Source organism: Desulfobulbus alkaliphilus (assembly GCF_016918545.1).
Taxonomy (GTDB): domain Bacteria; phylum Desulfobacterota; class Desulfobulbia; order Desulfobulbales; family Desulfobulbaceae; genus Desulfobulbus; species Desulfobulbus alkaliphilus.
In genome coordinates this window covers 1-13,446 of sequence record NZ_JAFFQC010000053.1, presented here as the reverse complement: position 1 = coordinate 13,446, position 13,446 = coordinate 1, and the positions used below count along the sequence as shown (strand labels likewise).

Sequence of the window (13,446 nt, the reverse complement as noted above, 5' to 3'; positions counted from 1 at the left end):
TCGGTGCGGTAGACTGCTGTCTACTTCCCTACAGCCGGCTGGATCAATCCAGCCGGCTGCTTCTCTTACTCGTATCGGTGGTACTCGTAGTTGAGATTATTGTCGGCTTTGGGGATGCGAATCAACAGTGGGACATAACAAAACAAAAGGAAGCGGAAATTGCTCTTTCGCTAAGCAAGAAGCAGCTAGAAATGTTCTTCTCCCAGTCCCTGAGTGGTTTCTTCATCATGATGATAGATGAGCCCGTTGCGTGGAACGCGGCAGCCGACAAGGAGGCGATGCTGGATTATGTTATGGCGCATCAGCGCATGACCAAGTTCAATCAGGCGCTACTTGACCAGTATGGGGCCCGGGAAGAAGATTTCACCGGGCTTACGCCTAACGACCTTTTTGCCCATGATCCGGAGCATGGAAGATACATCTGGAAAGGCCTGTTTGATCAGGGGCGGTGGCATGTGGAAACCGAGGAGCAGCGTATGGACGGCACACCCATGATAATAGAAGGTGATTATATTTGCATCTATGATGACCAGGGGAGAATTACAGGCCACTTCGGGGTCCAGTTCGACATAACGGATCGTAAACTCGCCGAAGAAAAGCTGTTCATCAGTGAAGATCGTTTCAGCCGGGCTATTGCAGGTACAGGGGCCGGCCTTTGGGACTGGGATATGGTTGAAAGCAAAGTGTATTTTCACCCGCAATGGAAGAGGATGCTGGGATATGAAGATCACGAAATAGAAAACGATTTTTCGGGATGGCGCAAACTCTGGCACCCGGATGACGCATGCCGGATTGAAAAAGCCATCAATGACCACCTCGAGGGGAAAACGACATCATACGAAATCGAGCACCGTTTGCGCCACAAGGATAACAGCTGGCGCTGGATTCTGACCCGGGGCGATATCCATGAAGACGAAGCGGGGAATAAGGTCCGCTGGGTAGGAACCAATATTGACATCACGGACAGAAAACGTACCGAAGAAAAGCTGAGCGAGTATGCACAGCAGATGGAACTCAAAAATGCCGAACTGGATGAAGCCCTGGCCAGGGCCGAAGAGGCCAGCCAGGCCAAGGGAAATTTCCTGGCCAACATGAGCCACGAGATCCGTACGCCCATGAACGCGGTGATCGGCCTTATCGACCTGCTCATGCAGACGGAATTGAACGACAGGCAGCGCAATTACCTGGGCAAGATCAGCAGTTCCTCGCGAATGCTGCTGGGGGTTATCAACGACATCCTTGACTATTCCAAGATCGAGGCCGGCCGGCTGGAGCTGGACCCGCACACCTTCAGGGTGGACGAACTTCTTGAACAGTTAAAAGCCCTCTTCGCAACCGCAGCGAATGAAAAGGGACTGGAATTGGTTTTCCGGGTGGCCCCGGATGTACACCGCACACTATCGGGTGACTCCCTTCGCCTCGCTCAGGTCCTGACCAACCTGCTGAGCAACGCCCTGAAGTTCACGGAGCAGGGGGCGGTGGAAATCGGCATACGGGAGGCGGCGAGTGGAATCCGGGAGGCGGGGGAAGGCGGACGGAAAACGGCAGGTTTTCGCTTCGAGGTTCGGGACACGGGCATTGGCATGGATGAGGCGCAGATAGCGGGTTTGTTCCAAGCGTTTACACAGGCCGACGCCTCCACAACCCGAAAATACGGGGGAACCGGCCTTGGGTTGGCCATTAGCCGGCGTCTGGTGGAATTAATGGGCGGAAGCCTGGAGGTGGAGTCAACACCGGGAAAAGGAAGCGTTTTCTTTTTCGAACTGGATTTGCCGGTAGTTTCCGATGATAGCGACTCAATTGGTTTTTCCTGTCGGATCAATCCCGGCGGCCGCATCCTGGTGGCGGACGACCAGGATATAGCCCGGAAGGTACTCCGGGAAATCCTGGAAAGCTTTCGTTTCGAGGTGGCCGAGGCCGATAGCGGTCTTGCCGCGGTGCAGGCCGCAACCAAGGCCGCTCAGGCCAGAATGCCCTTTGAGTTCATTCTCATGGACTGGAAAATGCCCGGCGAGATGGACGGACTTCAGGCGCTTTCCCGGCTGAATCAACTCCGGGAGGAGGGTGTCCTATCCGGGTATGAACCCCCGGTATTCATTATCAGCGCCTACAGCCGATACGACATGCCCGCGGATCATCCGCCGTATAATGCCTTTCTGGCCAAGCCGGTAACCACCCGGGCCCTTACTGCCGCCCTGACCGAAGCCGGCACCGCCGGGCTTTGCCCCGTGTCCGTAACGGATAATACCCCTGCACCCCCTTCCATCCCATCTTTTGCCGGCTCCGGCATTCTGCTGGTTGAAGACAATCCGCTCAATCAGGAAGTTGCCTTTGAAATGCTGCACCGGACGGGCGCACGGGTGGTCATCGCGAATAACGGCGCCGAAGCTGTGGATTTGGCCCTGACCCGGCCTTTTGACTTGATCCTGATGGACCTTCTGATGCCCGAGATGGACGGGTTTACAGCCGCGCGGAACATTCGCGCCCACTCAAGCATTCCCATCATAGCCGTGTCCGCTGCGGTCATGGAGGCCGATCGCAAAAAAGCCATGGAAGCGGGCATGGACGATCACCTGCCAAAGCCCATCAACAGCGCGGATCTGTATCGAATCCTTCGGCGGTGGCTGGAAGAGCGCAAGGAGATCCCTCCCGGGTCCGGGACGGCATCACTGTTGGGGTCCTTATTGCCTGAGCATCTTGATGGTTTCGACATTGAGCAGGGGCTGTATGGATTTGAAGGCAACGAACTTTTTTATTTAAAGATGCTGCATAAGTTCAAGCACCAGTTGGATAGTGAATTTGAGTCCACCCCGGAAATGCTGGAGCGGGTGAATGAATATGATGCTGCCCAGCGCCGGGTTTTCATGCGGATGATGCACACCCTGAAAGGGCTGGCCGGGACGGTCGGGGCAAAGCGCCTGGCAGGTGCTGCCGTGGCCGTTGAGCATGATGTCAAGGAAAACAGAACTGTTGCGCGCGAACACCGCCTTGAATTGATCCGCGCCCTTGCACAGGCTCACAATCAGTTGAACGCGCTGCCCCGGGTGCCTGAGTGGGAAGGGGACGTTTCCCGGGAGGAAGCCTTGACGGCCATGAGCCGGCTGTTGGCATTCCTGCGTACCGGAGAGATGGTGGACGATGATGTGCTCAATGCAGTGACCGGCTTTCTGAAACACCGGACAGGCCAGGAGACGGCAGGCCGGCTCAGGGATCTCGTGGACAGCTTTGACCATGACCAGGCTGCCGAACTACTCGCGGAGCTCACGGAACAGGCGGGGATAAATCTTACATGAAAGACTATCTGGCACTTCCAAGACCGGTCGTGCTAATCGTGGACGATCAGCCGGTCAATATTCACGCCCTGGCCAGCCTGCTCAGGGAGGATTATACCCTCCTGGCGGCGGCCAGCGGGACCAGGGCCCTTGAGTTGGCAAAAGGCGAAAAGGTCCCGGACCTGATCCTGCTGGACATCATGATGCCCGCCATGAACGGGTACGAGGTCTGCAGGCAGCTGAAGAACGACCCGAAGACCAAGGACATACCGGTCATTTTTATCACTGCCAGGTCCGACAGCGAGGATGAGGCCATGGGCCTGGATCTGGGGGCTGTGGATTACATAGCCAAGCCCTTTAACAACGCTGTGGTCAGGGCCAGGGTGCGTACCCACTTAAAACTCAAGACCCATACGGACATGCTGGAGAAGTTGGCCATGGTTGACGGGCTGACAGGTGTTGCCAACCGCCGCAGCTTTGATAGGGCCCTGGAGATGGAGTGGCGGCGGACAGCCCGGTCCGGTCAGGCTGTAAGCATCGTCATGATCGATATTGACCATTTCAAGGAATATAACGATCATTACGGCCACGGTGCCGGCGACGACATTCTGCAGCGGATTGCAGGCACCCTGAGTACCGTGATCAAGCGGCTTTCGGATCTTTTGGCCCGCTACGGCGGAGAGGAATTCGTGGTCTTGCTGCCGGAAACGGATGCCGGGGGAGCGGGCATGCTGGCAGACAGCATCCGGCAGGCCGTGGTCGACCTTGCCCTGCCCCATGATTTTTCGCCCGTTGCCAAACATATAACCATATCCGCCGGATATGCTACACAACGGGCCAGCCCGAATTGTTCGCCCCGGCACCTCCTCGGGGCCGCGGATCAGGCCCTGTATACGGCAAAAAAAACAGGCCGGAATCGAGTTTGTGCGGGATAAATACAGGATGTCCACGCGTGGTATCCAGCCGTGCACCCTGACAGGCAAAAAGGTGACTTATGCATACTACACATCAGGAAACAGTGTCGAAACCGGTCGTGCTTATCGTGGATGACCAGCCGGTCAATATTCAGCCCCTGGGCAGCTTGCTCCGGGAAGACTACCGCGTCCTGGTGGCCGTAAGCGGCCCCAAAGCCCTGGAATTTGTAAACGACAAAACCCTGCCGGACATTGTCCTCCTGGATGTGATCATGCCGGATATGGACGGTTACGAGGTCTGCAGGAGGCTTAAGGCCAATGCCCGGACCCATGATATCCCGGTTATTTTCGTGACCGCAATGGACAAGGTCGAAGACGAGGAGACCGGGTTCAGGCTCGGTGCCGTGGATTACATTACAAAACCCTTCAACCCGCTTGTCGTCCGGACCAGGGTCCGCAACCAGGTGAATCTCAAGCTCCGTACCGAAATGCTGGAACAAGCGCTCTTGGATCGGCGCATCCTGCTGGATAACATCCGAACCCAGGTATGGTACCTGACGGACACACACACCTATGGGGCTGTGAACCATTCCCATGCCGCTTTTTTCGGAGTCAAGCCCGGGGATATCGCCTTTAGGGACATGTATCATTTTATGCCCGAAGAGGAGGTTGAAGTATGCAAGGAAGGCAACACCGAGGTGTTTGAGACAGGCAAGCCGGTTCATAGCAAGGAGTGGGTCCGGGATGCCTGCGGGAATCTTCGGCTTCTGTCCATATTCAAATCGCCGAAACTGGATGACCGTGGCCGCGTTGAATACGTGGTCTGCTCCGCGGAGGACATCACCGACCGCAGGCGAGCGGATGAGCAGATGCGTCTTCAGTCGCTCGTGCTTAACCAGATCCAGGATCGTGTGACCATCACGGACCTCGATGGAACCATCACCTATGTCAACGAGGCGGAAGTGCAGGCTCTGAGTTACTCAAGGGAAGAAATTCTTGAAGCATCGACTGAAATATACGGCGACAATCCCGATCGGGGGGCCACGCAGCAGGAGATCCTTGAAGAAACCTTGAAGTATGGGGCCTGGCGCGGGGAAGTGGTCAACCAAACCATTGATGGGCGAGAAATAATAATGGACTGCCGGACCCAGGTCGTTCTGGATGATCAGGAAAACAAAATTGCCCTGGTCGGAGTCGCCACGGACATCACCGAGTGGAAGCGGGCGGAGGCTGAAATCAAGAGCGCCCGGGATCAGTATCAATCACTGGTAGACAATATCCCCGGGATTACTTACCGTTGCATGCTCGACAGAGACTGGACAATGCTATACATGAGCGATGATATTGATCCGCTGACCGGTTACCCTGCCGGTGAATTTGTTCGCAACGCCGTTCGAACCTACGCAAGCGTGATCCATCCGGAAGACGCGAGCTATGTGGAAAAAAGCGTCAACACGGCCGTTTCGGAGGGACAATTATGGGATATCGAATATCGGGTCCGGCACAAGGACGGACACACCCGCTGGGTGCATGAAAAAGGAAGAGCTGTTTACAATGAAGATGACAGTGTCGGCTACCTCGACGGTTTCATAATTGATATCACGCCTGTGAAGGAAGCCGAAAAACAGCATAAAAGACTCCAGGAGCAGCTTAGCCAGGCCCAGAAAATGGAATCCGTGGGTCGCCTGGCAGGCGGCGTGGCACATGATTTCAACAACAAGCTTGCCATCATTAACGGCTATGCTGAAATGACCATGGAGACGATCGATCCTTCAGACCCCCTCCACGAAATGATCCAGGAAATCCTCACCGCAGGAAGGCAATCCGCGGACATCGTGCGGCAACTCCTTGCTTTCGCCCGGCAGCAAACCGTCAACCCGGTAGAACTCGATTTAAACGACACCATTGCCAGTATGCTGAAAATGCTGCAGCGCTTGATCGGCGAAAACATTGATCTTGCATGGCATCCGGGCAATAATTTGTGCCCAGTATCAATTGATCCCTCCCAGGTTGACCAGATCATGGCGAATCTCGCTGTCAATGCTCGGGATGCTATACATGATGTCGGGAAATTGACCATAGAGACGAAAAATACAGTCGTTGATGAAGAATATCGCAAGACCAACCCGGATGCAATGCCGGGGCGATACGTTATGCTGGCAGTAAGTGATGATGGCCATGGAATAGAGAAAGAAGTTCAGGAACGCATGTTTGATCCGTATTTTACGACCAAGGAAATAGGAAAGGGAACCGGCCTTGGTTTGTCCACGATTTACGGCATACTCAAACAGAACAAAGGGTTTGTAAACGTATACAGTGAACCCGGAGAAGGGACCACATTTAAATTATATTTTCCCTGCTATGAAACGGAAAAATCCTCTGTGCACGCCGCGAAAGAGCCCAGCGGGGAAGTTCCGATGGGTTCTGAAACCATCCTTCTGGTCGAAGATGAACCGGCTATTTTGAAAATGGGCAGGGAGATGATCAGGCGCCTCGGTTACACGGTATTAACAGCTGAAAATCCCAATTATGCATTGGGCATTGCCAGAGAATATGAAGGAACCATACACCTTCTGATTACCGACGTGGTCATGCCGGAGATGAATGGTCGGGATCTGTCATCTCAATTGACTCGAATTCATCCTGACCTTAAAACCCTTTACATGTCAGGTTATACGGCAGATGTCATCGGCCATCACGGGGTGCTCGATGAAGGGGTGCAATTCATCCAGAAGCCATTTTCACTGAAAGATCTGGCAGTGAAAGTAAGGGAGGCGATTAAGCAGGGATAATGTTGAGAAGCAGGAAATGCAAAATCTATCCTTATACCAAAATCTCAGGCCCTGCTTGTTAGTCCCAAAACTATCCCCACTGTCGCGCAAGTACACAATGACGCTGCAATTTATCCTTTGGAGATGTGGGCAAATCACTCTAAAACCGCAGGATACTTGTCAACCTTGTAAAAAACCCTGTTTCATATATCGGCTGTGAAACGGTGCTTTTCTCTGGCATGTTCACTTTGGCTGATCTTAAACACCACGACTTCTAAACGCATTGAAAATACAGAATAATACAAAAATGACAGGACTTCGAAACAACCTGATTATTCTCTGTCTCCTGTGGTTCGCATTTATTACAGGATCTTTTTACTGGAATTACACGAGTGCCAAAATAGAACAGGACAAAATCGCTTTTCAGACGGCAAAAAGCTTTTTTGACTTAATCGTGATAACCCGTGAATGGAATGCATCGCATGGTGGCGTTTATGCTCCGGTAACCCTGGAAACCCTGCCGAATCCGTACCTGGAAACACCTCTGCGGGATATCGATGCCAATGAACAATTAACTCTGACTCAAATCAATCCGGCTTATATGACGCGGCAGATCGCCGAGATCGCCGAAGAACAGAATATCTCGTTTCACCTCACCAGCCTGGACCCGATCAGACCAGAGAACAGCCCTGGGTCGAAAGAGAAAAAAGCCTTGGAAGCCTTTGAAAAGGGGGCGGATGAGAGAGGAGAATTCATCGAAGAAAACGGTAAAACGGTGTTTTTCTACATGGCGCCTTTGAGAGCCGAAGCTGAATGCTTACAGTGTCATGCATCACAAGGCTACCGGGAAGGAGATATCCGCGGCGGCCTTCGTGTCACCATACCTTTTGACGCTTCCATACCCATGACAGCCCTTTTACTAGGCCATATCGGTATCGGCTTGCTTGGTTTTATCGGTATTTTTACAGGTGGGCGAAGATTGGGCAAAGCGTATAATACTATCCGGAAACAGGCCACATCAGATGAGTTAACCGGGGTGCCTAACCGGCGCAGTCTCTCAGAACGGATCGCCGTGGAGTTAAAACGTAGCTACCGGGATCACGAACCTTTGTCCCTCATAATGATCGATATTGATTATTTCAAGTATTTTAATGATCATTACGGCCATGAACAGGGAGACCAGTGCCTGACAAAAGTGGCCCGGGAGATCTGCCATACCATCAAAAGGCCTGGTGATTTCTGTGCGCGCTATGGCGGCGAAGAATTTGTCGTGCTTCTGCCTGGCACTTCGTCCGCCGGTGCAAAGCGCATTGCTGAGGAAATCCGGATAAACATCGTGAAACTCGAAATTCCCCACATCGCGGCACTGGATAATGGGGTAGTAACGGTTAGCCTGGGAGTGGCAACATTTGAAGACTATGACGCCCCCTCCCAAGATACGCTGCTTTACAAAGCTGATACGGCATTATACCAAGCAAAGCGTCAAGGGCGCAATCGTGTGGCTTGTTTAGATGAAGGGCATTATACGCAGAGGGATAAATAATGCGGAAGTCTATAGTTCTCCATGGCAAAAGCCAAACTTGTAACCCATCTTGTTTTTTTTATTCACTGCGGTGAGTAAACTTGCCACGGAATGGAATATTCCCGGAGGTAAAGAAAAATGCACCTTGAATCTGGCAATCCTGTCCGGTCCGGAATTCGCATTACTGGAGGGGCATAGCCGTATTGTGCACTTTTCGGTTGTTTTTAATTTATTCGGAATGGATGCCGGCTGAGATTATGCTCCCGGCAGTAATCCACCTGGGTCCGTCCGCTGGCATGCCAGTCCTTGAGATGCTTTGCTTTCTTGCATTGTCGGCTTTTCGGGATTGCGCCATGGTGCTTCCTTCATGAATTGTAATTTATGGAGGATCATGGCATAACGGTCATCAAAGGGGTCAAATCTACATTTGACTCTTTTCAGCTTTGACCTTATCACAGCATAAAGTTCCTGTTCTACCCTTCTACCCTGCCGGTTTTCCCATCGTATGGTCGCTTGGCTCAATACCCCGAAAAAATACTTGCCATGCTTCCCGCACTTGAGCGGAGCTGGAGGGTATCCGCTGGAAATGGCCGCTATCCAGGGGGATGAGCCGATAATTAGGGCAGGTACCGGCATAGTCGCAGTCCCCTGCGGTTGCGTCACACTTGTATTCGTGGCTTCCATCCTCAACGCCCATGTGGAGCATGGCAACCTCGCAGCCACCATGACAAAAAACGGATCCTGTCTGCGTATCGATATGCTCCGGAAGACGCACTTTTGAGGATGGCGGGGTAATCACCCGCACACCGGTTTCCGCAAACAGAGCGTCGTCTTTATCATGATAGGCCTCAACCGCGATGATCAGCCGCAGTTCGATGCCCATGGCCTGGCCCAGCTTGACCAGAAACGGTAGAAAGTGACTGTCGTGATGGTTGGCCGGTGCCAACAGGGAGACCAGGGGAAAGCTGTGACCGGTTACAGCGTCGATGGCCGTCAGGGTATGCAGGCGGTAGCCAATCACATAAGGCGATTTGTCTCTTTTGTTGCGACGTTTGCCGCAATCACAGTCAAGGTCGTTGTAGATGCGTATTTTCTTACCGTTGATCTTCAGCGTTGCCAGTGGGTGTTTGCAGTCGTTGTCTTCTTCCGGTTTAGAGGCAATCCGCAAAACACCCGATTTTGTTTGCGATCCAGGCCCAGGTATTCCTTGCTGCAGAATTTACGATAACTGATCTCGGGATACTTGATCGCCTTGAGCAACTCGGCACGTAAGAACGTGCTGGGCAGAAGCTCCCGCATAGCCGGGCTGTATCCCGGGTAGGCAAGCAAACGGTTGATGATGCGGTTATCAAGCAACTCGTCAATAAAGCGGAGTTCCTCGTCCTCGATAAACACCGGGGAACGCTGATAGCCGCTGAGGCGCACGATGCTGCTGGCGTTAAACATCTCGATGAAACGCCCCATTTCCTGGAGATTGATGATACCCTTAAGCGATGCCTGCCCCTCGATCCCCAACAACTCTTCCTTCGGAGGGGCGGGAGTGAGATTTGGATCGTATTCGGCGACAACTTCAGCGAGAACCTGCTTGGTGAGTTGCACTTAACCTTGCGGCTCAGCCGCTTCCAGTTCGGAAATTGTGTTTTCAGTTGTTTTCGTACAAGAGCCTTGATATGTTTATGGTCCATAAAAGCCTCGTTTTGGATGTGATTTTTTTGGTAGAAAACCTATGTCCAGAATAGAGGCTTTTTATATTTATGCAATTGTTTTTACGGGTTTGTGGCGGATTCGTCTCAACACCTTTTTTTGGGACCATAGCCTCAACAATACGTTGGTCAGATACAGGACTTGGCCACGTCAACCTGGCGTTTGATGGCAATGACGCTCAGACCGATAAAAACAGCCAGGCCGGCAAATCCGGCAACGGCAACCGCTCGTTCCGGATGAGCAAGATTGTGGCGGAGGATATCAACAAATCGAGCAAAATGATCTGTTGACAAAGATAGACGACCGGTCTACTATCATCCAAATGACAACAGCAACACGCGATCATATCCTGACCTGCGGCGGCCGCATCATCCATCACAAGGGATTCACCGCCACCGGTTTGCAGGAAATTCTCCTTGCCGCCGAAGTGCCCAAGGGTTCCTTCTACTTTTATTTCAAGAGCAAGGAGGAGTTCGGCCTTGCCCTGGTGGATCATTATCAAGTCTGGTTCGCTGAACAGGTGCGACCCATCCTCAAAGACACCACCCAGCCGCCTCTGGAGCGGCTTGCCGGTTTTTTTCTCTGGTTCCAGCGATATTTCGAGCAGGAGGGTTTCATCAAGGGCTGCCCCATCGGCAATCTGGTACAGGAACTGGGAGACGTCAATCCACTTTTTCGTGAGAAACTCAAATCATCGTTTGACGGCCTGATCCGATTCATGACGCGGCTGCTCGAAGAAGCCAGGAAGCAAGGTGAACTTCCCACCCGTTTGGAGCCAGAAGCCACGGCGCGCTATATTTTCTCGGCCTGGCAGGGAGCCCTGATTCGCATGAAGGCCACTGCTTCTTCCGAACCGCTGGACACCTTCCAGCAGATGACCTTCAAAGTTTTGCTCAAACAATAACAGGTTTTCCGGTGTGCTCTGACCGGCACACATCCCGCAAAGAGACGATCAGTCTACTGCCAACAGGAGGCAACCCATGTTTATTCTTCACTACCAAACCCCAGAACAGGCGAGCGGCAGCGTCGCGGAAATCTATGACGTCTTCAAACAGAAACGAAGCCCGGTGCCGGCCCCTTTGCAGCTTACCAGCACCAGCCCCGGGTTGCTTCAGGTCTTTTTCGCCCAAATCAAATATTTCATGAACCATAAAACACTCAGTTTCCCGTTTTTAGCTGCTATCCGCTTTCTGGCGGCCCAGGAGACCTGCTTCGATCACTGTGTCAATCTCAACAAGGTCTGGCTGAGCAAAACAGGTCTCTCGGAACAGGACTTGGCGGACCTCGCCGCCGGCAACAATGTGGAGGCCTTCAGCGAAGCAGAAAATGCACTCCTTGCCACCGTGGGCAAGGTCCTGCGCAAGGAGCGGATCACCGAGACCGAGGTTCAACATCTCCGCGATCTCGGTTGGGAGGACAGCGACATCCTCGATGCCTGCACCCAGGGCACGAACATGCTCGGTATGTCGCACCTGTTCGAGGCCTTCAGTTCGTCAGCAGAACAACAGAACGCGGTCAGGTCTTAAAATTGACAAGATCGTCCATTGAATTGGTCTAAATGGGTCATGCCTGCTTTAGTTCCGGTGGCGGTACCATGCCGGAGTGCCGACCTTTCATTGTCCGTTGTGGCTGGCCAATCTGATCCAGCCATGCTGGTTAATAGATGACAGTCCCCAGAATATAGCCGGCATTTCAGCCGACAGCGCCTGCTATGCTGTAAGTTCCTTCATGCTCCTTGAGCAGGAAAGAGTTTCTGATGACACAGATTTCACAACCCAGATGGAAGGAAAAAACAATGATTTCAGAACGATCATCAAGAATATTGAAATCGTGAATCAGGGAGAGCATATCCGCATAGGCACTCTGCTTCAGATCCAGAATGCTTTGGCAGCTGCTATCCAATTGCTGAATACCGTGAAGACCCGGAAAGAACAGTTCATATAATAATTGCCCGGTATTTTTCCGCAGAACCCCGTCATGCTGTTCATTGATATAAGCCTGGTCAATGTATTCATTCATTAAGGTATTCCATTGGTGAGCGTTTACCGTATGCTCAAGCCCGGCCAAAAAATGATTTCGCACTGTATCGTCAGCTATGCCGGATTTGCTTTCACAGACCGATCCGGTATTGATGAAGGTGTCGGTTTCTGATTGAAAATTATCGGATTTCAGGCATCTGTTTTGCCAACTACAGGTACTCAATATCTCAACGTCAACCGGACAGGTGATGATCCGATTAAATTGGTCAATGCCCGCTCTCGTCCGAATCAGCATGCCTTCTGTTTCTTGAAAATCAAAAGAGATATTGGCGCAGGGAACAATGGACTTCGGAATAACGGATTGAAACCTTTCCGGTTCCAGAACGGTTATCTTATTATCATTGACACACCCGGTAACAGTTTCCACCGGGACCGGCAAAGAAGCATATGCCATACATGCCAGGCCGATGTATATTAAAACGAACAGAAAGATGTGCACGGCAGAGGGTGAAAACGCACTTGACCTAGCTGCTCTTTGGCTGAACAGGTTCACTTACATGTACCCCTTTGGCTCTCAATTCATTAATGAATTCATCTACCTTATGAAAACGGTATGAGTATGAAAATCTGTACCCAAGGCCGTCATTCTGGTGCAGACTTATTATATAATCCCTGCTGTACAGTGCTGCAAAATATTTTCCCAGGAAATGCGGATTGAAAATTACGTAGACACTCATAAATTTTTTCCCCCATTCCGGCAGGGTTTGCATGGAAACATCCATCGATGCGATGTCATTGTAAGGAATCAATTTATTTATTCTTAAGGTCCTGATCTCAAGGCCCTGCCCCAGGGGTTCCAGAGAAAAAGCGGCCTTTTTTGCTGCATGGAAGAGAATGAGAAATCCAGTGGCAATCCCGAACATCCAGAATATGGATACAAAAAGGATATTTTGAGAATACAATACATCCACGGTGATTATGAAGGGTACGATAAAGAATGCTCCAGCCAATATCAGCCCTGCAAGATCCCGCGTTGATACATACCAGTTAGGATAAGTCAGGGCTTGAGAGGATGCTGCGTACCCGGGTATGAAAAAGTACAGGCAGAGCCCCACCAAAAGAGGCAAAACAAACCAGTTCCTGTACGGATGGATAAGTGCAGTGGCGCAAGATAAATCGGACAAAAAATCACCTTAATTCCCCCACACCTCCCTATTGAGTTGAGCGACCCTTCGCAAGGGCCGCATGCCGAAGAAGGCGAGTCTGGTGAGCACTTCCTTGGTG

At 51.9% G+C, this 13,446-nt stretch carries 12 protein-coding genes; 6 read left to right on the top strand and 6 right to left on the bottom strand.

The genetic code is table 11. The features are described from left to right. The 4 genes from JWG43_RS16595 to JWG43_RS16580 all read left to right on the top strand — a co-directional run. Window positions 1-3,293: hybrid sensor histidine kinase/response regulator (locus JWG43_RS16595; RefSeq protein ID WP_205244067.1), on the top strand; the 3,293-nt coding region annotated here is incomplete at its 5' end. Continuing rightward, window positions 3,290-4,207 carry a diguanylate cyclase domain-containing protein gene (locus JWG43_RS16590; protein WP_205244066.1) on the top strand — a complete coding sequence of 306 codons (918 nt, stop codon included), beginning with the start codon at window positions 3,290-3,292 and terminating at the stop codon, window positions 4,205-4,207. The genes JWG43_RS16595 and JWG43_RS16590, both read left to right, overlap by 4 nt. Before the next feature lie 59 nt (window positions 4,208-4,266). Further along, window positions 4,267-6,978: a response regulator gene (locus tag JWG43_RS16585; protein ID WP_205244065.1), complete on the top strand. Its 2,712-nt coding sequence runs from the start codon at window positions 4,267-4,269 to the stop codon at window positions 6,976-6,978. Between the two features lie 286 nt (window positions 6,979-7,264). Beyond that, window positions 7,265-8,500, top strand: coding sequence for a diguanylate cyclase (locus JWG43_RS16580; protein WP_205244064.1), 1,236 nt, complete (start codon window positions 7,265-7,267; stop codon window positions 8,498-8,500). Between the two features lie 203 nt (window positions 8,501-8,703). Here JWG43_RS16580 and tnpA read toward each other — a convergent pair whose 3' ends face one another. The 4 genes from tnpA to JWG43_RS16565 form a co-directional block, all read right to left on the bottom strand. Next, window positions 8,704-8,826 (bottom strand): IS66 family insertion sequence element accessory protein TnpA, encoded by a 123-nt coding sequence (gene tnpA, locus JWG43_RS20580; protein ID WP_443112634.1) that lies wholly within the window; start codon window positions 8,824-8,826, stop codon window positions 8,704-8,706. 134 nt (window positions 8,827-8,960) lie between these two features. After that, window positions 8,961-9,647 carry a hypothetical protein gene (locus JWG43_RS16575; RefSeq protein WP_205244063.1) on the bottom strand — a complete coding sequence of 229 codons (687 nt, stop codon included), beginning with the start codon at window positions 9,645-9,647 and terminating at the stop codon, window positions 8,961-8,963. Further along, complete coding sequence (locus JWG43_RS16570; RefSeq protein WP_205244062.1) at window positions 9,587-10,078, bottom strand: hypothetical protein; 492 nt, start codon at window positions 10,076-10,078, stop codon at window positions 9,587-9,589. The genes JWG43_RS16575 and JWG43_RS16570 overlap by 61 nt, the downstream gene beginning before the upstream one ends. A 233-nt stretch (window positions 10,079-10,311) precedes the next feature. Beyond that, the gene (locus JWG43_RS16565) at window positions 10,312-10,476 is read right to left on the bottom strand and encodes a hypothetical protein (RefSeq protein ID WP_205244061.1); all 165 of its coding nucleotides are present in this window, start codon (window positions 10,474-10,476) and stop codon (window positions 10,312-10,314) included. Between the two features lie 29 nt (window positions 10,477-10,505). Here JWG43_RS16565 and JWG43_RS16560 point away from each other — a divergent pair, with 29 nt between their 5' ends. Together JWG43_RS16560 and JWG43_RS16555 are read left to right on the top strand one after the other, a co-directional pair. Next, a complete protein-coding gene (locus JWG43_RS16560; RefSeq protein ID WP_205244060.1) occupies window positions 10,506-11,087 on the top strand; it encodes a TetR/AcrR family transcriptional regulator in 582 nt (193 codons plus the stop codon). A 76-nt stretch (window positions 11,088-11,163) separates the two neighbouring features. Beyond that, the gene (locus JWG43_RS16555) at window positions 11,164-11,709 is read left to right on the top strand and encodes a carboxymuconolactone decarboxylase family protein (protein ID WP_205244059.1); all 546 of its coding nucleotides are present in this window, start codon (window positions 11,164-11,166) and stop codon (window positions 11,707-11,709) included. Between the two features lie 166 nt (window positions 11,710-11,875). Here JWG43_RS16555 and JWG43_RS16550 read toward each other — a convergent pair whose 3' ends face one another. After that, the gene (locus tag JWG43_RS16550) at window positions 11,876-12,715 is read right to left on the bottom strand and encodes a hypothetical protein (protein ID WP_205244058.1); all 840 of its coding nucleotides are present in this window, start codon (window positions 12,713-12,715) and stop codon (window positions 11,876-11,878) included. Next, on the bottom strand, window positions 12,687-13,346 hold the full coding sequence (locus JWG43_RS16545) for a hypothetical protein (protein ID WP_205244057.1): 660 nt from the start codon (window positions 13,344-13,346) through the stop codon (window positions 12,687-12,689). The genes JWG43_RS16550 and JWG43_RS16545 overlap by 29 nt, the downstream gene beginning before the upstream one ends. Between the last annotated feature and the right edge of the window lie 100 nt (window positions 13,347-13,446).

What these genes read in the sequence shown, in the direction of transcription:
- JWG43_RS16590 (WP_205244066.1), top strand. Translation starts at nt 3,290, where the DNA reads ATGAAAGACTATCTGGCACTTCCAAGACCGGTCGTGCTAATCGTGGAC.
- JWG43_RS16585 (WP_205244065.1), top strand. Translation starts at nt 4,267, where the DNA reads ATGCATACTACACATCAGGAAACAGTGTCGAAACCGGTCGTGCTTATC.
- JWG43_RS16580 (WP_205244064.1), top strand. Translation starts at nt 7,265, where the DNA reads ATGACAGGACTTCGAAACAACCTGATTATTCTCTGTCTCCTGTGGTTC.
- JWG43_RS16560 (WP_205244060.1), top strand. Translation starts at nt 10,506, where the DNA reads ATGACAACAGCAACACGCGATCATATCCTGACCTGCGGCGGCCGCATC.
- JWG43_RS16555 (WP_205244059.1), top strand. Translation starts at nt 11,164, where the DNA reads ATGTTTATTCTTCACTACCAAACCCCAGAACAGGCGAGCGGCAGCGTC.